The organism is Caenibacillus caldisaponilyticus (assembly GCF_002003465.1).
Taxonomy (GTDB): domain Bacteria; phylum Bacillota; class Bacilli; order Bacillales; family Sporolactobacillaceae; genus Caenibacillus; species Caenibacillus caldisaponilyticus.
Map to the genome: position 1 here is coordinate 1 of NZ_BDDQ01000022.1, position 18,900 is coordinate 18,900.

General features: G+C 53.1%; 16 protein-coding genes. 10 read left to right on the plus strand and 6 right to left on the minus strand.

The genetic code is table 11. The annotated features are described in order from the left end of the window. The first annotated feature begins 429 nt into the window (after positions 1–429). Positions 430–717, plus strand: coding sequence for a hypothetical protein (locus CCB157_RS17270; protein ID WP_143286966.1), 288 nt, complete (start codon positions 430–432; stop codon positions 715–717). A gap of 61 nt (positions 718–778) precedes the next feature. Continuing rightward, complete coding sequence (locus CCB157_RS17275) at positions 779–1,288, plus strand: hypothetical protein (protein WP_143286967.1); 510 nt, start codon at positions 779–781, stop codon at positions 1,286–1,288. On the opposite strand, the gene CCB157_RS07695 is transcribed toward CCB157_RS17275, so the two are convergent. Continuing rightward, a complete protein-coding gene (locus CCB157_RS07695; protein ID WP_077615336.1) occupies positions 1,275–1,511 on the minus strand; it encodes a hypothetical protein in 237 nt (78 codons plus the stop codon). The genes CCB157_RS17275 and CCB157_RS07695 overlap by 14 nt on opposite strands. A gap of 655 nt (positions 1,512–2,166) precedes the next feature. On the opposite strand from CCB157_RS07695, the gene CCB157_RS07705 reads away from it, so the two are divergent. From CCB157_RS07705 to CCB157_RS07720, 3 genes are all read left to right on the plus strand, one after another. Beyond that, a complete protein-coding gene (locus CCB157_RS07705) occupies positions 2,167–4,074 on the plus strand; it encodes an N-acetylmuramoyl-L-alanine amidase (protein ID WP_238594634.1) in 1,908 nt (635 codons plus the stop codon). A 293-nt stretch (positions 4,075–4,367) separates the two neighbouring features. After that, entirely contained in the window at positions 4,368–5,261 is an 894-nt protein-coding gene (locus tag CCB157_RS07715) for a serine hydrolase (RefSeq protein ID WP_077615339.1), read from the plus strand. A gap of 122 nt (positions 5,262–5,383) precedes the next feature. After that, positions 5,384–6,193: a serine hydrolase gene (locus tag CCB157_RS07720; protein WP_077615340.1), complete on the plus strand. Its 810-nt coding sequence runs from the start codon at positions 5,384–5,386 to the stop codon at positions 6,191–6,193. Positions 6,194–6,490: 297 nt separating this feature from the next. Here CCB157_RS07720 and CCB157_RS07725 read toward each other — a convergent pair whose 3' ends face one another. The 3 genes from CCB157_RS07725 to CCB157_RS07735 all read right to left on the minus strand — a co-directional run bounded on the left by CCB157_RS07725 (position 6,491) and on the right by CCB157_RS07735 (position 9,957). Continuing rightward, positions 6,491–7,984 (minus strand): peptide MFS transporter, encoded by a 1,494-nt coding sequence (locus CCB157_RS07725; protein WP_077615341.1) that lies wholly within the window; start codon positions 7,982–7,984, stop codon positions 6,491–6,493. A gap of 285 nt (positions 7,985–8,269) precedes the next feature. Then, on the minus strand, positions 8,270–9,481 hold the full coding sequence (locus tag CCB157_RS07730; RefSeq protein WP_077615342.1) for an MFS transporter: 1,212 nt from the start codon (positions 9,479–9,481) through the stop codon (positions 8,270–8,272). A gap of 74 nt (positions 9,482–9,555) precedes the next feature. After that, complete coding sequence (locus CCB157_RS07735) at positions 9,556–9,957, minus strand: MarR family winged helix-turn-helix transcriptional regulator (protein ID WP_158077245.1); 402 nt, start codon at positions 9,955–9,957, stop codon at positions 9,556–9,558. Between the two features lie 236 nt (positions 9,958–10,193). Here CCB157_RS07735 and CCB157_RS07740 point away from each other — a divergent pair, with 236 nt between their 5' ends. Continuing rightward, positions 10,194–11,063 carry a transporter substrate-binding domain-containing protein gene (locus tag CCB157_RS07740; protein ID WP_077615344.1) on the plus strand — a complete coding sequence of 290 codons (870 nt, stop codon included), beginning with the start codon at positions 10,194–10,196 and terminating at the stop codon, positions 11,061–11,063. Positions 11,064–11,465: 402 nt separating this feature from the next. Next, a complete protein-coding gene (locus tag CCB157_RS07745) occupies positions 11,466–12,134 on the plus strand; it encodes an amino acid ABC transporter permease (protein WP_077615351.1) in 669 nt (222 codons plus the stop codon). A 611-nt stretch (positions 12,135–12,745) separates the two neighbouring features. Here CCB157_RS07745 and CCB157_RS07750 read toward each other — a convergent pair. Further along, positions 12,746–13,054: an ArsR/SmtB family transcription factor gene (locus CCB157_RS07750; RefSeq protein ID WP_077615345.1), complete on the minus strand. Its 309-nt coding sequence runs from the start codon at positions 13,052–13,054 to the stop codon at positions 12,746–12,748. Positions 13,055–13,297: 243 nt separating this feature from the next. On the opposite strand from CCB157_RS07750, the gene CCB157_RS07755 reads away from it, so the two are divergent. Next, complete coding sequence (locus CCB157_RS07755) at positions 13,298–14,266, plus strand: cation diffusion facilitator family transporter (protein WP_077615346.1); 969 nt, start codon at positions 13,298–13,300, stop codon at positions 14,264–14,266. Positions 14,267–14,588: 322 nt separating this feature from the next. Here CCB157_RS07755 and CCB157_RS07765 read toward each other — a convergent pair whose 3' ends face one another. Beyond that, on the minus strand, positions 14,589–15,755 hold the full coding sequence (locus tag CCB157_RS07765) for an MFS transporter (protein ID WP_158077246.1): 1,167 nt from the start codon (positions 15,753–15,755) through the stop codon (positions 14,589–14,591). A 364-nt stretch (positions 15,756–16,119) separates the two neighbouring features. Between CCB157_RS07765 and CCB157_RS07770 the strand changes: the two genes are divergently transcribed. Both CCB157_RS07770 and CCB157_RS07775 read left to right on the plus strand, forming a co-directional pair. Continuing rightward, the gene (locus CCB157_RS07770) at positions 16,120–17,745 is read left to right on the plus strand and encodes an esterase/lipase family protein (protein WP_077615349.1); all 1,626 of its coding nucleotides are present in this window, start codon (positions 16,120–16,122) and stop codon (positions 17,743–17,745) included. Between the two features lie 316 nt (positions 17,746–18,061). Continuing rightward, the coding region (locus CCB157_RS07775; protein WP_143286968.1) for a transposase at positions 18,062–18,900 on the plus strand (839 nt) is incomplete at its 3' end.

Sequence of the window (18,900 nt, forward strand, 5' to 3'; positions counted from 1 at the left end):
TACCGACAAATAAGGGCATGTCGTTTCCTCCTTTCTGTATTAGGATCGATGGAATCGGACGCTTCGGGATATCCCCAGATGGCTTGCCGATCGATCAGCCTCGCGTATGAGAACTCATCCGGTCCGTGGGCTGCCTGGAACTGCTCATTTCCAGCACGGGGATCCGGAGGAACGGCCTACGGGTTAGACGTTCAAGCAAGAACCTGGGGATGCAGACTTTATAAGTAGTCATCGCTACAAGGAGAGTAAGCATTGACCCAAACGATCCTAAGACCATTATCCGGGAACATCGCGAAGCGTCCAAGTCCGAAATTTGTATTCCGGGCGAGCCCGGAATACAAAACCTATATTCACTTGTCAATGTGCAAAAATGAACTGGAAATTGACATCAACCATGGATTTGAAACTTATTATACGAGGAGAGTGTTTATGAAAAAGCTGGCCATATCGGTGATTCTGCTGCTCATTAGCAATATCTACTTGCTTCTAAGGTTGACCCCATCCCGGTTGTATCTGTCTGAACTTTCCATGACCGCGAAAAACCCCGTGAGTTTCCACGGGTTGACCTTGCAAATTGATACAAAAATTGTCGAAGGCAGCAGCCGGGCGGTTTACGTGATTTCCTTGGCGCCGTTTTATGCGCTCATCGCCGCGGCGCTCGTTTTATTCATTATGGCCCTTTTCCGTTCAAAAATAAATGATGCGGCGAACGGATAGCCCCCCGATTAGATGAAAATATCCGCCAAATGGTCGTAAAACGTCATAAAGATGGGTTTGAATGGCAAAGAAGAGTTTGACGAAGAGTGAGTGGCCACATCATGAGGGGAACCCGCCTTTAGTAAAAGCAATGAGGGCCAGGCAAACACGCATCTTGTGTAGATTTACATCATTAATGAACAATGAAATGAATTTTAGTGGCGCCCTGATAGAGGGTTGCTGCCCTGCCTGCCGCCATTCAATGAAACTTCGGATGAATTCAATGAAAACCGCCTCGAATTCAACGAAAACGATGGAAAATTCAACGAAAAGCATCATGAATTCAACCAAAACCGGCGGGAATTCAATAAATCTATATTTTCAGTCATTTTTATTTGCCGCGGTCCCGCACCAAGAGCAAATCTGCCACTCGGCCGCCGGTACGCATGCGGAACCAATAGATTTAAAGAAAATCCCACGGGAACTTTTCAATCCAACCGGTCCCGTGGGAGTCATGATGAAGAAAATAGACCGGGTTTGTGATTCATCCCGTTTGGCGGCCGCTCCAAAACGCCATATTAACCGCGTTTGACGGCTTTCGCGATCATCGCTTCGCCTTGGAAACTGACGACGCGGTTGTCTTTGATTTCGATCCGGAAAGCCCGCTTGATCGGATCAGGCGCTTGGCCTATCCATTCGTTGAGGGCTTCTTTTTCTGCCTTTGGCAGCTTCATGCGGTCGCACCAAGCGTCAAACCGGAACGTTTTTTCGAAGCGGTGCCATTCTTGCACGATGAAACCTTGCGCCTCCAACATCCGTAGCCATTCGGATTTTTTCCAGGCGCGGTAATGGCTGTAATCCCGCTTTTTCTCAAGCGTGTTATAAAACGCCGTCGTGGGGTCTTCTGTACAGCCCGGTGTGGCGGAACAACCGCGTTCCTATTATTAATATAGATGAAATGATGAATAAGTAAATTTTATATTATTTATTAAAATAGATAAGAAAAAATTATATTAAACGGTTGCGCATGCCGGCAGGCCGATCGATCGGGCGACATACGACAGGGTGACGTGCCGGCAACCCATGAGCGGCATCGTGCGGTCAAGCCGCTTCGTGGCAAGCGTGTAACCGGAAGCGCACAGGAGGCATGGGCATGGCAGCCACCCTCCTGAAAAAGGGCGAAAAGATGCATGACGAAAGGCGTATATGGGCGAAAAGATGCCGAGAGGATGAAGCCTCCGGGCGCGAGGTTCGCTTGCCGCGGCGGCTTTTTTTCGTAGGGAGCGGGCGGCGGGCCGAAGGCGTGGATGCGTGCGGTAGGCGGAATGGCCCATCTTTTGTAACATTAAAGGAATTCTTTGTCCCGAGGGTGAAAACGATGATTAACCATTCGGGCGGGGGAGCGTCTCGAAAGATGCACATCGCCTCGGACGCCCTTTCGCCTTCACTTCAAAAAGAGGAGGAGACCGCATGGGAAAGAAAAAACGCTATCGTTTAGGGTTGATGATTTTGGCCGTCCTCATGGTCGCTTTGATGGCCGTGCCGGCCAGTCTTTCAAATGCCATGCAGCCGGGGGCTGCCGCGGCGCGCCCATCCCTTAATTTGCAGAACGCTTTTGAAAGGGCTTCCAAAGAATTCGGCGTGCCTCTCAGCGTCTTGATGGCCGTTGCCTACAACGAATCGCGCTGGGATCATCACGATGGCAAACCGAGCACGTCCGGCGGTTACGGCATCATGCATTTGACGCAAGTCGCCCGCGTTTCGACGGTCGACGCAAAAGGAGAACCGATCACCCAATCCGCAGCCGATGATCCCGCGCTGCACACCTTGGATGCGGCGAGCGCGCTCACCGGCGTAAGCCCGGCGGCTATAAAAAGCGATCCCGTGCAGAACATCCGGGCCGGGGCGGCGCTGCTCGCGAAGTACGCCCGCGAGACGGTCGGCCGCCTTCCGAAGAATCCGGCCGATTGGTACGGTGCGGTGGCGAAATACAGCGGATCGGATGTCGAGAGCGTTGCGAAAGGATTTGCCGAAGATGTGTTCGACACCATCCGGCACGGGGCGAAGCGGGCATTCCCGAACGGGAAGACCGTTGTCTTAAAGGCGCAAAACGTGACGCCGAATGTAAAGACCGCGGAGCGGCTGCATTTGAAAAAACCGAAACAAACCGATGTCGATTGCCCGCGCGGCCTCGATTGCGAATTCATTCCCGCCGCCTATAAACAGTTTTCCGGCAGCGCTTCCGACTACGGCAACTATGATCTCGCCAATCGCCCGAAAGATGGACTGGATATCCGTTATATCATCATTCATGATATCGAAGGCAGCTATGAAGAGGGCGTCAATACGTTTCTCGGCCAATCGTATGTCAGCGCCCATTACGTCATCCGCGAGACGGACGGCCACATCGCGGAAATGGTGCGGCCGAAAGACGTGGCGTGGCAGGCGGGCAACTGGTATATCAACAGCCATTCGATCGGCATTGAACACGCCGGCGTCGCCGTCGACGGGGCGTCGTGGTACACCGAGACGATGTACCGCGCATCGGCCCGGCTTGTCAAATACTTGGCGAAACGCTACGACATTCCGATCGACAGCGCCCACATTTTAGGGCACGAAAACGTTCCGGGGCTCACGCCGTCCAGCCAGTCGCGGATGCATTGGGATCCGGCCGCTTATTGGGATTGGGCGCACTTCTTCGAGCTGCTCGGCGCGCCGATCCATTCGAAAGGCGGCAAGAAATCAGGCCAAGTGGTGACGATCCGTCCCGATTTCGATAAAAACAAGCCGCCTTTAACCTATGGGGGCGAAGCGCTGGAACCGCAGCCGTCCAATTTTGTGTATTTGCGGACCGCGCCGAGTTTTGACGCGCCGCTCCTCAGCGATCCCGCCTTGCATCCGGACGGCGCCCCGGGGACGACGAACATCGATGATTGGGGAGATAAAGCGCTGACCGGACAAAGCTTTTACAAAGCGGATCAAAAGGGCGATTGGACCGCCATTTATTACGGCGGCCAGAAGGCGTGGTTTTATAATCCGCACGGCAAAAATGCCGTTTCCGCGAAGGGGCTGCTCATCACGCCGAAAAAAGGCGTGGATGCCATCCCCGTTTATGGGGGCGCCTATCCCGAAGCGGCAGCTTTTGAAAAAGGGGGACTCCCCGTCGTCAATATCACGCCTTTGCAATACCAAATTCCGGCCGGACAAGTCTACGTGGCAACGGGGCCGATCAAGCCGGATTATTACTATGCGAAGCTCTTCAACGCGCCTTCGACGTATCAAGTCGTGAAAGGCAGTGAGGCATACTATCAAATTTCCTTTAACCACCGAATCGCTTTCGTCAAGATGAGCGATGTCGACGTCGTGAAGCGCCGATAAAGCCGTGCGCCGGAAAGGGATGAACGGGCGGCCGCAGCGCCCCGGGTCTTTGCATCGATGAAAAAATGAATAAAAAAGAGGCGGTCTTGTTCGGTCTTTTGCTTGGGCCCAGCGAGGCCGCCCTCATTTTTTTGAAAGGACATGACTGAGACCGCTTTCTCTCCTTATATATAGGAAGCAAACGGCTTCCGGACAAGAGGTCAAATTCTTTTGACGACAAGCAGGAATGGCGCCCGTTTGTATCCAATTGATAATAGGTGGACTCCACACTTTATTGAGAAAGGAAAGCGATCATGACTTTGCAGGAAAAGCTGGAAAAGGTGTTGGCGGATAAGCCGGGAACTTTTGGGGTGGCCGTCCGGCATCTCGGAACCGGGGAATCCGCTGCGATCAACGGCGACGTGTTGTTCCAGACGGCGAGTTCGTGCAAGGTGGCGATTCTGGCCGCGTTGTTTCACGAAGCTGAAAAGGGCCGCCTGTCGCTCGAAACGCGGATTCGGCTTTCGAAGAGCGACCTTGTTCCCGGCTCCGGCGTCTTTCAATATTTCGATATTGGCGCGGAAATCAGCGTGAAAGATTTGGCCACTCTCATGATCATCGTCAGCGACAATCTGGCCACCGACAAAATCCTTGAAATGGTGGGCAAAGACAACGTCAACGCGTTGACGCGGGCGCTCGGGCTCAAAAACAGCCGGATTGAACATACGATTTGGGAATTGCTTTGTGCGTATGTCGGCATGGCGCCCGAGCCGAAGAATGAAGCGCGCTATAAAGAACTGGAAGAGCGGCTGGAAGACCCGGTCGATCGCTCGGATAGTTCGATCTTCGACATGGATCGGCCGAACAATGTGTCCACGCCGGAGGAAATGAACCGGCTGCTTGTGCTATTGGCGGAAGGCCGGCTCGTTTCCAAAGCGGCGAGCGCGGCGATGATCGACATTCTCAAAAAACAGCAATTCGGCCACCGCTTGCCGTATTTGCTGCCGGACGGGGCCACCGTTGCCCACAAAACCGGGACGATCGGCAGCGTCGTCAATGATGTCGGCATCGTGTATTTTCCCGATCAAAGCGAAGGCTTTGCGATTTCGGTGTTCTCGCGAGGCTGCGAGACCGCCAGGGAAGCGGAACAGACGATTGCGGAATTGGCGAAGACCGCTTATGACCATTTCGCTGCCGCCAAGCTTTGACGGGAGCGAAGGCGGGCTTGTCCGCCGCAAACCCTTTTGTAAAAGTCCAGGCAATAAGCCTGCCTTCTTTGATGAGGCGACATCACGACAGGCTACTTTTTAACGAGAAGGAGAGGGTGCGGATGCAGCAGTTGATTCAACAAATCGAGCAGCATGTTCAGGAAGCGGGCGGCACTTGGGGCATCGCCATCGAGGATTTGAACCGCGGGGAGACGTGGCGGCTGAACGGCGATCAGCCTTTTTATGCGGCGAGCATCATTAAATTGCCGATCATGGCGGCGGTATATGCGGCGGCGGCCCGCGGCGACTTTCGCCTCAGCGATTTTCTGACGCTCAAACAGGACGACCTCGTCGGCGGTTCGGGCGTCCTCCAGCACTTGACGCCGGGCATCCGGCTGCCGATCGCCGATTATGTCATGTTGATGATCATTCAAAGCGACAATACGGCGACGAACATGCTCATCGATTTGGTCGGAACGGAAGAGATTCAGAAGGCGATGAAAGCGCTCGGTATGGAAAACAGCACGTTTTACAATAAGTTGATGACGGTTCCGGTGGATACGCCGGGCCGCAACATGATCACGGCGGCCGACGTGACGAAGCTCTTATCGACCATCGCCAGAGGCCGGTTTGTGTCTTGGTATGCGTGTGAGCAAATGATCGCGATCATGAAAAAACAACAATGGCGGGACGGGCTCCCGGCATTTTTGCCCGATGAAGACGAGGATATCGTCGGCACCCAAAGGGACTGGGAGGTGGCCAATAAGACGGGCTGGATGACCGGCATCCGCCATGATGCGGCGATTTTTTATGTCGGCCGGCGCACGCTCGCCGTGACGACGCTTTCCAAGGACTGCGACGATTGGGCCGCCCGTGTGGCCATGGCCAAAATCGGCAAGGCCATTTACGAGTATCTGAAAAAGACTCAGTAAATGGGAAACTTGGCCTCAGACAAGTTTTCTATAGCTCGCTTAATGGGCTCAGTAAATGGCGGGCGTTAAATCACGATACGGCCATTGAAAATCCGCAGGCATGGAGTCGGCCGATCGGAACAATCCACTTGCGGTTTCCCATGACTACGGAATCCGATGCGGGCATCTGAAGGAGACGGACCCGGGATCGGGTGCCCGCTGTAAAGTATGACGGGATAGAAACTTCTTGCTTTCCGCATAAAAAAACGGCCCGCTTCCCCAGGGCATTGGGGGCGGGCCGTTTTTTGTTATCAGTGATCAATCGGCGGTGTTGATCAATTTTTGAATTTTGGGCGCGATCAGGAAGAGGATCAAGCCGAGAAGCACGGAGATGCCGCCGATGATGCCGAAGTAGATAATTTCCGTGCTGGCATGGTAGAAGCGGACGATTTGCGCGTTGATCGCTTGCGCCGATGCGCTCGACAGGAACCACAAGCTCATCGTTTGCGCCGAGAAGGCGGCCGGCGCCAATTTCGTCGTCGCCGACAAACCGACCGGCGACAAGCACAGCTCCCCGATGACGACGAGGAAGAAGCTGAGCACGAGCCAGAGCGGGCTCACCAGCGAGTGCGTGCCGTTGATGGAAGCCGGTATGATCATCACGAGGAATGAGAGGCCGGCAAACACCAATCCGGCCGAGAATTTTCTTGACGTCGACGGTTGCCGGTTCCCGAGCTTCAGCCAGATCCAAGCCAAAACCGGGGCGAAAGCGATGATGAAGAGCGGGTTCAACGATTGGAACCACGAGGGTTCAAGATGAAGCCCCGCAAAATCCAATTGCGTCCGCTTGTCGGCGTAAGTCGCCAAAACGACCGAGCCTTGTTCTTCGATCGCCCAGAAAACAATGGCGGCGATGAAGAGCGGGATGTAGGCCAACAGGCGCGAGCGCTCGGCTTTGGTCGTCTTGTCGCTCCGGTACATGACGATGAAATAGCAGGTCGGCAAGACAATGCCTAAAATGCTGACGAGCATGGTAAAGCGGTCGATCGTCAAAACGCCGGTCGGAATGGTGACGGCAGCCAAAATCGCGATGACGACCGCTCCGAGGCCGATGCGGAAAAACACTTTTGTCCTTTCCTCAGGCTTGAGCGGATTCGGGACGGCCGCTCCGGCCAATCCGAGGTTTTTCTTTTTGGTCGCAACAAATGTGATGAGGCCGAGCAGCATGCCGACGGCAGCCGTGCCGAAACCTAAATGGAAATTATACTTTTGCCCGAGTGTTCCGACAATAAAGGGCGAAAGAAACGCACCCAGGTTGATCCCCATATAGAAGATGCTAAAGCCCGAATCGCGACGGGCATCTTGATCATCATAGAGGTCGCCGACGACATTCGACACGTTCGGTTTCAGCAAGCCGGTGCCGAGAATGATCAGCGCCATGGAAATAAACAAGGCGGTGATGCCGTCAGGGAACGCCAAGCAGATATGGCCGAACATGATCAAGACGCCGCCGAAAAAGACGGTGCGGCTCGATCCCAAGAGGCGGTCGGCGATCCATCCTCCGATAATGCCCGACATATACACAAGGGACCCGTAAATGGACATAATGGAGGCGGCGGTCGTTTCGTTGATTCCGAGTCCGCCTTTGCTCACTTGGTAGTACATATAATAAAGGAGGATCGCACGCATGCCATAATAAGAGAAACGTTCCCAGAATTCAGTAAAAAATAACGTCATTAAGCCTTTTGGATGGCCGAAAAAGCCTTTTTGAGGAACGCTTTGAATTATTCTGTCTTTTGTGATTTGACTCATCATTCAACCTCCCCTTTGTGGCAGTGTCTATCATACTATGCCTATGAAGCTTTGTCAAAAAACGTCGAAGAATATTGAGTCCGTAGAATCGGCGAAAAAAGGCGACATGACAAGGATTTGCGCGATGAAAACCGGAAGAAATTACCTGAATCACGCATCGGCAGGTGGGCGGCCGGATGGTTACGCGGTCGAGTCACCGATGCGGGATCCCCCTCGCGTTTCTCCGAAACACCATTCTAGTATTCAAAAACGGTCCGCTGGTGCCGGACCGTTTTTAATATAGAATCATCGGATGGCTTCCATGTAATTTCTCCCCATAAAAAAGATGGCCATGCCGAGGAGAACGGCCGAAGCTCCGAAGTAGAAGGGCATTTGCGCGTTAAACCATTCCGCCAGTTTCCCGGAAAGCCACGGCGCGACTGAACCGCCAACAAAGCGGACGAAGCTGTAGGCGGACGAAGCGACAGACCGTTCAAACGGAGACACTTCCATCACCGCGGTCGTAACGAGCGTATTGTTCAAGCCGAAAAAAGCGCCGATGAGGACGACACAAGCGATCAACAATGCTTGATGTCGGACTCCGAGCCCCATGGCGATCAAAGTGACGGCGATCAGAAACAAGACGGCAATCATCGATCTTTTCGTGCCGAAGCGTTCAAGTTTGGGCGCGATGAAGATCGATGAGATGGCGAGCACAATGCCCCAGAAAAAGAAGACGTATCCGATACCGTGCTCATCGAGATGTAGGACATACGGCGAGTAGGCCATCAGGGTAAAAAAACCGAAATTATAAAGAAGCGCCATGAGTCCGATCGACAGCAAACCGCCGTGCCCGAGCGCCCGGATCGGATCAAGGATCGAGCTTTTTCTTTCCGGCTTCCCCGTATTTTTTAAAAGCATCAAAACGCCGAGAAAGCCGATGGCCATGAGGACCGCGACGCCGAAGAACGGACCGCGCCAACTGATGGCGCCGAGCCACCCGCCGAGGAGCGGACCGACGGAAAAGCCAAGGCCTAGCGTCGTTTCATAGAGAATAATGGCGTTTGCCGTGCCGCCGCTGGCGACGCCGACGATGGCCGCCAAGGCCGTAGAAATAAAAAGCGCGTTGCCGAATCCCCAACCGGCGCGATAGCCGACCAACTGATTCACCGTCGCGGACAAACCGCCCAAAGCCGAAAAAATGACGATGATGATCAACCCGAGCAGCAAGGTTCGCTTCGGCCCGATGCGGCTGGACAGCCAGCCGGTGATCAGCATCATCACGCCGGTGACGAACATATAGCTTGTAAACAATAAATTGACTTGAGCCGGTGTGGCGTTCAGTTGCTGGGCGATCTCCGGCAAGATCGGATCGACGAGGCCGAGGCCCATGAAGGCGACGACACAGGCAAAGGCGACCGCCCAGGCCGCTCGCGGCTGCTTGAAAATGTTTTTGAAGGCAGGGTGTCCGCCCGCGGTTTGGCTGCGTTCATCGATGCATTCAGTATTCATAGACATGCTGCCTCATCTCCCTTCTCAAAAGTTTGTCATTCGGGTGTCCGGGAGGCGGGGCGGATGGGGATGATGCGATTTCAATCCAGCATTTTTTGGCACAGGCGAATGAATACCGCGCGTTCTTTCGGGTTTAATTTTCGGAAAAACTTTTCGATCGCTTCATCGCGGGCTTGAGAAAACGTCTCAAGCAACGCTTTTCCCGCCTCGGTAATCGCGATGGACACGACGCGGCGGTCTTTATCCGAACGCGTTCGGGCGATATAGCCGCCTTTCAGCATGCGATCGACCAATGCCGTGGCGCCGCTCTGGCTGATGCCGATTTCTTCCGCGAGCTCCGACATCCGAAGCGGCCCCTTCGCATCCAGAAGGTCAAGCAATTGCAATTGGGGGCCGGTAAGATTGAAATTCCACGTTTTGCGCACGCTTTTGGAGACTTCCCGTATCAGTCGAATGAACACCATCATGTCCCGATCGGTCATCCCGAACACCTCGTTGCAAAAAATGATTACCAATTGCTTATCATACATGAATAGTTCATCTATGTAAACTAATTGCCGTCTGGTTGCCGTGACAGTGCTGCTTCGGATGCGCTCAAAACGGCCATGAAACAAGCGTTTAAACATTGGTCAGGCTGTGGGTTGCGCTTTAAAGTTTGTCAAGACGGCGCCGTCCTGTTATTCTTGTTGAGGAATCTTTTATGATGAGGTGCTACAGCATGATAAGCAACAGGACATTACGATCATTGGCATGGGTGTTATCTTTATGTCTGCTCATCGTTTTTGCCGCCGCATGCGGCCAGGCGGACAACGGCAAAAATCAATCCGCCGCCGATGGGTGGGACAAGATCAAAAAAAGGGGAACGCTCGTCATCGGCACATCCGGTACGTTATACGCCAGTTCCTTCCACGAAGAGGGTTCCAATAAACTGACGGGCTACGATGTCGAAGTCGCCCGCGAAATCGCGAAACGGCTCGGTTTGAAGGCGCAATTTAAGGAAATGGATTTCGACGCGATGCTTCCGAGCATCAAGAGCGGAAAAATCGACATCGCCGCCAATGATATCGGCGTCACCGCCGAACGGAAAAAATCGTTTGCGTTCTCGGTTCCGTACAAATATTCTTACGGTACGGCGATCGTGCGTAAAAAAGACCTTTCGGGCATAAAAAGTCTGAAGGACTTAAAAGGAAAAAAAGCGGCCGGCGCCGCGACGAGCATTTATAGTCAAATCGCGAAAAAATTCGGCGCCACCATTGTCACGTACGGCAACGTGACCAACGACGTCTATTTGAAAGACGTCGCGCTCGGCCGGACGGACGTCATTCTGAACGACTATTACCTGCAAAAGCTGGCGTTGGAAGCCTATCCGAATTTAAATCTGGTCATTCATCCGAACATCAAATACAACTTGAGCGCAACCGCCATCGTCATGGGCAAAAACCAAACCGAATTGCAAAAACATATCAACAAGGCGTTGCGCGCCATGAAGCAGGACGGAACGCTCGCCAAACTCGCGAAGAAATTTTATCACGCGGACGTCTCGAAAAAACCGCACATGCATATTCAGGAGATCAAATTGGACAAATAAGCAGCGAGGCAACAATCCCAGCCAACGGATTGTTGCCTGATTTTCATTCGGCATGCTGAACAGGACAGGGTTTCAGGCCGCTGAAAACGGATCGGCTGTCTTTTGTTGATGATCAGGAACAAATCGGTGATTTTCGGTTTAGACAGAGAGCTCGGTTTCGCCTGTGATTCGGATAGATCGACGGGTTTCGGCGAGTATTTTCCGAGTGTCCTTTTGCTGTGTCGGGCCGTGCGCCCGGATGCCGGGGGACCATTGTACATAGTCAGCCGCCACGGCTCCATTTCAACGATCCAATCGGTTGAGGTGAAGCCATTCACCGGGAAGAGCCCGTGCCGCCGGTATTTCGCCGGCGTCCTGTACGGCTTTTGCCGAAGTCCGCACGGTTCGGAGGGGAGAGAGGATATGACGATTGGGGATTTATTTGATCCGGCGCTCGCGATCCGCTCGTTTCCATTTGTCATTCAAGGGATCGGGAATACGTTGCTCATCTCGGTGTTGAGCATGGTGTTCGGCATGATCTTGAGCGTTTTCTTGGCTTTGATGAGGCAATCGAGCTTTGCCGTCTTGCGCTGGCCGGCGCGCGCTTACATCTCATTCATGCGCGGCACGCCGATCATCGTGGTGCTTTTTCTGTTTTATTTCGGCCTGCCGGTCATCCATATCGAATTATCGGCGCTGACGGCGGCGATATTGGGGTTCAGCCTAAACAGCGCCGCTTACATGGCCGAGATCAACCGGGCGGCGATCAGCTCCGTGCCCGCGGGGCAATGGGATGCCGCAAGAGCCTTGGGGTTTCCGTATCGGAAAATTTTAACGCGGATCATCTTTCCGCAAGCCGTGCGCGTCGCTATTCCGTCTTTGGGCAACGTGTTTTTGGACTTGATCAAATCGTCGTCGTTGGCAGCGGTCATCAGCGTGCAGGAAATGTTCCAAAAGGCGCAGATCGTCGCCGGCCGGACGTTGGACACCCTCTCGATGTACTTGCTCGTCGCCTTCATTTATTGGTTTTTATGCACCATCGTCTCCGGCTTGCAAAACCACTTGGAAAAGCGGTTTGCGATTTACCGGTAATGCCCGCGCTCCCGGCCGGATAGCGCGAGCGCCCGCTACAACCGGCGTCCAGGGCTTTCCAATTATCCCGGTCGCGGCCAAATTTTTCCGCACGCGATCGGGCGTTTTGATTTTATTGAACAGAGGATGAGGGGCGCTGAAATGGACAATACCTAAGGCTTTCAAACGAGATGGCTTTTGTTTGGTGGAATCCGTAGTAATGAATGGGCATCCCCTGCAAAGAAGCCTGAGAGAATGCCATGGCATCGAGGATGATGTAACGGAAGCAGGATTAATTCCATATAATGATGGGGAAACGACAATCGGAAGCTCAACTGAAATTCCACGGCGGCCGCGCCGTGCTCCGCAAACATTCAATCCATGTCAAAATTTTACCGACATAAAGTTCGAAACGATCGCGCGGGCGATCGTTTTTTTATGGCGTATTCGGGCTTTCTCGACGATATGAGCGCGCGGATCCGTCGGTCAACCGGAAGGAGCGGGTGCTGATCCCGAGGAGGCCATCGCCGCCCATGGTTATCCGCACTATGATCCGAAAGAGGTTGACCGTTCCCGGTATAACAACCGGCCGATCCGGTGCGCCATCGGAGCTTGAATGGGTTGGAGGCGGGTCAATTGTGGCGAGCGTGTTCGATCGTCTGTTCCATCATTTTAAAGACGTGCTCGTCATCTGCGGAGTAGTAAATCGTTGTCCCTTCGCGGCGGAATTTGACGAGGCGGAGGTTTTTTAATACGCGCAATTGGTGGGAAACCGTCGATTGCAGCATGCCGAGGGTTTCAGCGATTTGATTGACGGAGTGCTCCCCTTTATTCAGGACATACATGATTTTAATCCGCGTCGGTTCGGACAACGCTTTGAAAATTTGCGACACTTTATACAACGTTTCATCATCAATGCTTTCCGGTTGGTGTTCGCCCATGCTCTTCACCTGTCTTAAAAATCGTGTCTCGTAAAGCATACATACCATAAAAAATATGGGCAGACAAGGTTGACGCTCATCGGGAGGCGAAAGCGGTGAAGGATATGATGATTTCTTGAACGAATCCATAACATAAAAAAGGCTTGTGTTTCGGAGGGCGTTATGAAATAATCAATATATGAACATATATTCATGAAATAAAGGTAGCGATCCGTTTTTAAAGAGAATGGGGAGGAGAGCGCCATGGGTCACGGTCATCATCACGGACATAACCACGCTCATCATGCGAACAAGAAAGCGTTGTTTTTCGGTTTCCTATTGACATTCGCCTATATGATCGCGGAAACCGTGGGCGGCTGGCTCACCCACAGCCTGGCGCTGTTGTCGGATGCCGGCCATATGCTGAGCGACGCCGTGTCGCTTTCGGTTGGGCTCGCCGCTTTTAAGCTTGGGGAAAGGGCGGCCAACGGCGAGAAAACCTACGGTTACAAACGCTTTGAAATCTTGGCGGCGCTGTTTAACGGCGTGGCGCTGCTCGTCATCACCGCCTGGATATTGTTTGAGGCGTATCATCGTTTTTTTAAACCGGTCGGCGTGGAAAGCACGGGCATGATGATCGTGGCGGTGCTCGGTCTCATCGTCAATGGGCTCGTGGCTTATATCCTCATGAAAGGGGACACGAGCGAAAACTTGAATGTTCGCGCCGCCTTTTTGCACGTCATCGGCGATCTCTTCGGTTCCGTCGGCGCGATCGCCGCGGCGCTGTTGATCTGGGGGTTCGGTTGGAACTGGGCCGACCCATTGATGAGCGTTATCGTCGCCGTTTTGATCTTGGTGAGCGCCTGGCGGGTCATCAAAGAATCGGTCAACGTCTTGATGGAAGGCGTCCCGCGGGGCATTGATGTGGAGGCGATCGTTCGCTTCATGCGCTCCCAACCCGGGGTCATCGATATCCACGATCTTCATGTGTGGAGCATCACCAGCGGTAAAAACGCGCTTTCCTGCCACGTTGTTTTGGATCGTTCCGTGGATTGGCCGGAAACCCAAAAACTGCTCGGACGCATGGAACACGAACTGGCGCACATGGGTATCGGCCACGTGACCATTCAATTCGAAGACGGGAGCTTGCCGCACAAGCCGGAACTTTTTTGTGACCTAGAGGATGAAGGCGAAGGGCGTCACGGCCATCATCACATCCATGCTTTGGAGTGATTCCCCAGTTTTTTACGATCGCTTAGGACAGTGAACCGCGGCTGGTTGAACCCTAAAGTCTACATGGGCGTTAGGGTTCAACCCTTTTTTAATTGACGGAAACCTTGCCGTTGTCAACGCACGCCTGTTTCCTTGCCTTTCAGCGCTCCGCTCAACATGAAACCGTCTTTTCCAGTTTCGAACTTCTAGGCGCTGGCGGGTGTTCGGCATCCCGCACGGCTTGTCGCCGCCGTTTTCTGAAACCGCGCAACGGGAACATGGGGCTCTACCGGTTTCAGCGCTGCTCGAACCGCGTTCGCTTTTTCGGTTTGTTTTTTAAAAATTAAGAGGATTTAATGGCTTCATCCCACGCTTTTGTTTTAAAATGGTCATAGATGAGATAGACGGCCCCCGCCATCGTCACAAGAAAGGCGGGAAAATACGGAGAGGTCGTATGGCGGATCATGCCGGACGTCAGGGTGGCCGTGATCATGCCCAAGGAAAAGACCGCTGAAAGAATGCCGAAGGCCGAACCGTAGCGGCCTTGATCCGTCTTCTCCGCCAGCCACGTCGTCAAGGCGGGAAACACCAGCCCAAAAGCAATCCCCATCAAAAAGAGCGTGAACTTGAAACCGATCGCCATGACCGCCGCCGCCAGCTGATAGTATAACAAGCCCGTGAAAAACAGCCCGATGCCGGTCCTCAGAACGGCGGAAAAACGATTGAGCCAGAACAAACTGAGTGAAGCGAGCGTGCCGAGCCCCATCATGCTGAACAACGTGCCGGTTTCGCCGGCGGACAGCCCCCGTTCGACGGTGAGAAACGGCAGCTCGTAAAACAACGTGCCGTGTCCGTACATCAGCGTAAAAGCGATGAAGTAGACCGGCACCGTCCGGCGGTCGCCGAGCGTTTGAAGCAATGTCGGCGGAGTTTTGCGATGGACGACGATCGGATCGGCCTCGCGCACATAAAACAGGGCGATCAGCCCCGTCAAAAACAAGGAAGTTCCGATGCACCAATAGGTTCCGCGGTATGCGAACCATTCGACAAGCCGTCCGCCGATGAGCGGGGCAAGGATGTTGGCCGCCGTGACCATCAGCCCGTTGACGGCCATGTTTTTCCCTTGTTGGCGAGAATTTTTCGCGTAGGCTGAAAGCAGGGCGAAACACGCCGGGCTGATAAACGCCAGGATAAAGCCGTTGATGACTCTTAAGATGAAAAGCTGAACCCGGTCGTGAATCAACGCGTAGCCGATCATGAGTAATGCGGACAAGAAAAGCGGGATGACGATGAACGGTTTTTTTCCGATCCGATCGATATAAGGGCCGGCGGCGATATGGCCGACGAGGTTGGTCAAGGACGACGCGCTTAGCATGATGCTGACGAAAACGCCGGTGGCGCCTAAAGCGACGGCATAAGGCGTGAACACCGGAAATTGGACGTGCAAGATGAGCGACATGAAAAACAAAACGATGAACACGGCGGTTTTGCCTTGCGTTTCCTCGCGCATGTCTTTCCCTCCATATAGATGAAGGTATGAAAACGCGCGCCGGATTAGACATGCCATTATGTTATGGTGGTCGGGAAGCAAATCTGATACCGAAGCCAAACAGGGATTTTTTGCGCATCGTCCGGCATTCCGATCATTTCATTGCTCAAAAGCTCCCGGATCGGAACGCAAAACGCTCGCTGAGCGCGCATTGAAAGGACTTTCCTCGCGATGGAACGCATTTGAGGCTGAAAGTCTGAGCGGATGAATTATGGGGCCGGCGGCGGCCGGCCCGCCCTTCTTCCTTTGTAATGATTGGTTCTAAAGGATCCCGTCGCGCGTAAGGTAGTGATGGAGATCATTATCAAAAGAGGGGAGAAGGGTTATGAGGAGGCTGAACATTTTGATCGTGTTCGGCATCGGGTTCATGATTTTCTTTGGTGCGTTCCACGGCGCGGAAGCCAAGTCCGCAACCGGCGCCAAGCCTACGGCCAGCGCACCAGAGCCGAAAGCCGTAAAAAGCCCCGATCGCGTGGATATCCTTGGCGAATCCGGAAATGGCAATCACGAAACGCCGGGCGAATGGTACGTCGGCGCCACGCCGCCCAATTTGAAGCCTAACGCGCCCATTCTGCTCTTTGTCCAAGGATTGAACAGCACGGCCCAAACGTGGTGGGTCGACAACGACATGTATGATACCGCCTACAATCGAGGCTATCAGACGGCGTTTGTCCAATTGTACGATGCGGGCGGCGCTTCCGCGGACATGTGGGATAACGGCGCGCTGTTGGCGGATAAAATTCGTGAGATCCGGTCGTATTTTAACAATAAACCGATCGTCATCATCGCCCACAGCAAGGGCGGCGTGGATGCGCAAACGGCGCTTGTCTATGATGGCGCCTGGCCGCTGGTCGATCGCGTGATCACGCTGTCGAGTCCGCACCACGGTTCGCAACTCGCTGATCTCGCCTACAGTTTTTGGGCGGGTTGGCTCGCCGATTTACTCGGTCAACAGGGCGACGGCACGTACGTCATGCAAACCGGGTACATGGATTATTACCGGTCAATCACCGACAGCCGTCCCGAAGCGGCCTATACGCCATTTTACACCCTCGGCGGAACGGATTGGGGCTCGGCGTTTTCCTCGACGTGGTTCGGAGGGATGTATCTGTCTCAATACGGCGATAATGACGGTGTCGTGACGGTCGCAAGCAGCCGCCTTCCGTATGGACATGAGGTTGCCGTCGGGTCATGGACGCATAGTACGATCCACACGGGGGTGACCTTTCCGATCTTTGAACCTTATCTCACCGGTGAACGGACGGCGCAGGCGACCGTGAGCACCGGCGCGCAAACATCGGAAAAAAGGTCGATCGCTGCGGACGGATGGGTGCACGGCGGGGCGTTGCCCGCCAAGCAGACGCAAACCGTCGGCGTAGCGGTCGAAGATCGGGTGAAAAAAGTGACCGTCGACATTATCACGACCAAGCCGCTCGCGGACGTTCATTGGATCGATCCGGACGGCAAAACGTTGACGGCGGCGGCGACCGTCACCCAAGAAGAAAACGACGAAGGGGTTTTTGGCGGCGCTTATCACCATGTCGTTCAGTTAGCCGATCCAAAAGCGGGGAACTGGACGCTGGCTCTCCAAGCGGCGACGGATGACGCCTATCTTTTGACGGCCGTCTTTGAGAGCAATAACAAGGTCGCCGTCGATCGCGAGCGATTGCCACAAGCTCAAGACGATGGCGCCAAAGTCCAGATCCAATATGTTCCCACGGTGGATAAAAATGAAGTCCGGCCGGCTTCCCTCAAGGTGACCTATCGCGTGGCGGCCGGAAAGTCGTCGCAAACCGTGAAGGCTTCGACGGTCACGGGAAGGGCGGATGGCTCCGCGACACTGTCGTGTGATAAGGGCGCCGTTTGCAATGTCACGATCGACTTGGAAGGCGTGACCGTTTCCGGCCAACCGTTTAAACGGACGGTCATCGATTCGGTCTACGGCAAGTAAACGGCCAACGTTCAGACGGTACAGGATGGGCGGCATAGGAAGCGGGTACGGCAATTTGTGCCATCTTCGCCCATGAAGCGGGAAGGCATCGGTTTGAATGGAACGGCTGTTTCGCCGAGCCGGCCGCCGGCTTGGGCGCTCATCACATAAAAAAGGGAGGCTGGGACAAAACCCAGTAGGCTAAATTGAAAAGAGTGGTACCCACCAAAACATGTTGGTGAAGGTACCACTCTTTTTTATTGGTTTTCAGAAGTCAAATAAGGATACCTTCTGATAAAATTAAAATATAGCCAATTTACTTATCGGAGGTATCCTTATGTTTCAATATTATAACATGAATCAAGTGGTTTTGCCCCTAGATTTAGAAATTAAATTAAAAGAAAATGACATCGCCTTTCATATTCACCACCTCATCGAACAGATTCCTGATGAAGCGTTTGAAGCCTTCCTGCGTGATACGGGTCGTCCTTCCTATCATCCTCGTATGATGATGAAGATTATTCTGTGTGCCTACAGCCAATCCGTATTTTCTGGAAGAAAAATCGAAGCCCTCCTCCAAGATAGTGTTCGGATGATGTGGCTGGCACAAGGCTATGAGCCAAGCTATCGAACGATCAATCGTTTCCGCGTTCATCCCGAGGTTCAAGAGTTATTGCGCCAGTGCTTCGTGCAATTTCGTTGTCAGCTCGTGAAAGAAAAACTCATTGACGACGAAGCCATTTTTATTGATGGCACCAAGATTGAAGCCAATGCCAATAAATTTACCTTTGTTTGGCGTAAAGCCGTTGAAAAATACAGTGCGGCTTTGGTCGAAAAGTCCAATCAAATGTATGATGAATTATTAGAAAAAGAGATTATTCCAGAAATCGAAAGAGAAAACTTAGTGGAATTATCTATCCAAGAACTCGCCGAGGTTGTTGAAAAGCTTGATGAAAAAGTTGAAGAATATGACAAAAAAATCGAAGCAAGTGAAGATGTAAACGAAAGGAAACAACTTCGCTCAGAGCGCAAAGTACCGAAACAATATCGCAAGCAGTTTCAAGATTTTGTGGAGCGCAAACAAAAATACCAAAACGACATGAAATTTGGCGAACGTAACAGTTACTCAAAGATCGATCACGATGCCACTTTTATGCGAATGAAAGATGATTATAT

Bases quoted from the DNA above. Each gene is read 5' to 3' on its own strand.
- CCB157_RS17270 (WP_143286966.1), top strand. From the start codon at position 430: ATGAAAAAGCTGGCCATATCGGTGATTCTGCTGCTCATTAGCAATATC.
- CCB157_RS17275 (WP_143286967.1), top strand. From the start codon at position 779: ATGGCAAAGAAGAGTTTGACGAAGAGTGAGTGGCCACATCATGAGGGG.
- CCB157_RS07695 (WP_077615336.1), bottom strand. From the start codon at position 1,511: ATGTTGGAGGCGCAAGGTTTCATCGTGCAAGAATGGCACCGCTTCGAA.
- CCB157_RS07705 (WP_238594634.1), top strand. From the start codon at position 2,167: ATGGGAAAGAAAAAACGCTATCGTTTAGGGTTGATGATTTTGGCCGTC.
- CCB157_RS07715 (WP_077615339.1), top strand. From the start codon at position 4,368: ATGACTTTGCAGGAAAAGCTGGAAAAGGTGTTGGCGGATAAGCCGGGA.
- CCB157_RS07720 (WP_077615340.1), top strand. From the start codon at position 5,384: ATGCAGCAGTTGATTCAACAAATCGAGCAGCATGTTCAGGAAGCGGGC.
- CCB157_RS07725 (WP_077615341.1), bottom strand. From the start codon at position 7,984: ATGAGTCAAATCACAAAAGACAGAATAATTCAAAGCGTTCCTCAAAAA.
- CCB157_RS07730 (WP_077615342.1), bottom strand. From the start codon at position 9,481: ATGTCTATGAATACTGAATGCATCGATGAACGCAGCCAAACCGCGGGC.
- CCB157_RS07735 (WP_158077245.1), bottom strand. From the start codon at position 9,957: ATGACCGATCGGGACATGATGGTGTTCATTCGACTGATACGGGAAGTC.
- CCB157_RS07740 (WP_077615344.1), top strand. From the start codon at position 10,194: ATGATAAGCAACAGGACATTACGATCATTGGCATGGGTGTTATCTTTA.
- CCB157_RS07745 (WP_077615351.1), top strand. From the start codon at position 11,466: ATGACGATTGGGGATTTATTTGATCCGGCGCTCGCGATCCGCTCGTTT.
- CCB157_RS07750 (WP_077615345.1), bottom strand. From the start codon at position 13,054: ATGGGCGAACACCAACCGGAAAGCATTGATGATGAAACGTTGTATAAA.
- CCB157_RS07755 (WP_077615346.1), top strand. From the start codon at position 13,298: ATGGGTCACGGTCATCATCACGGACATAACCACGCTCATCATGCGAAC.
- CCB157_RS07765 (WP_158077246.1), bottom strand. From the start codon at position 15,755: ATGCGCGAGGAAACGCAAGGCAAAACCGCCGTGTTCATCGTTTTGTTT.
- CCB157_RS07770 (WP_077615349.1), top strand. From the start codon at position 16,120: ATGAGGAGGCTGAACATTTTGATCGTGTTCGGCATCGGGTTCATGATT.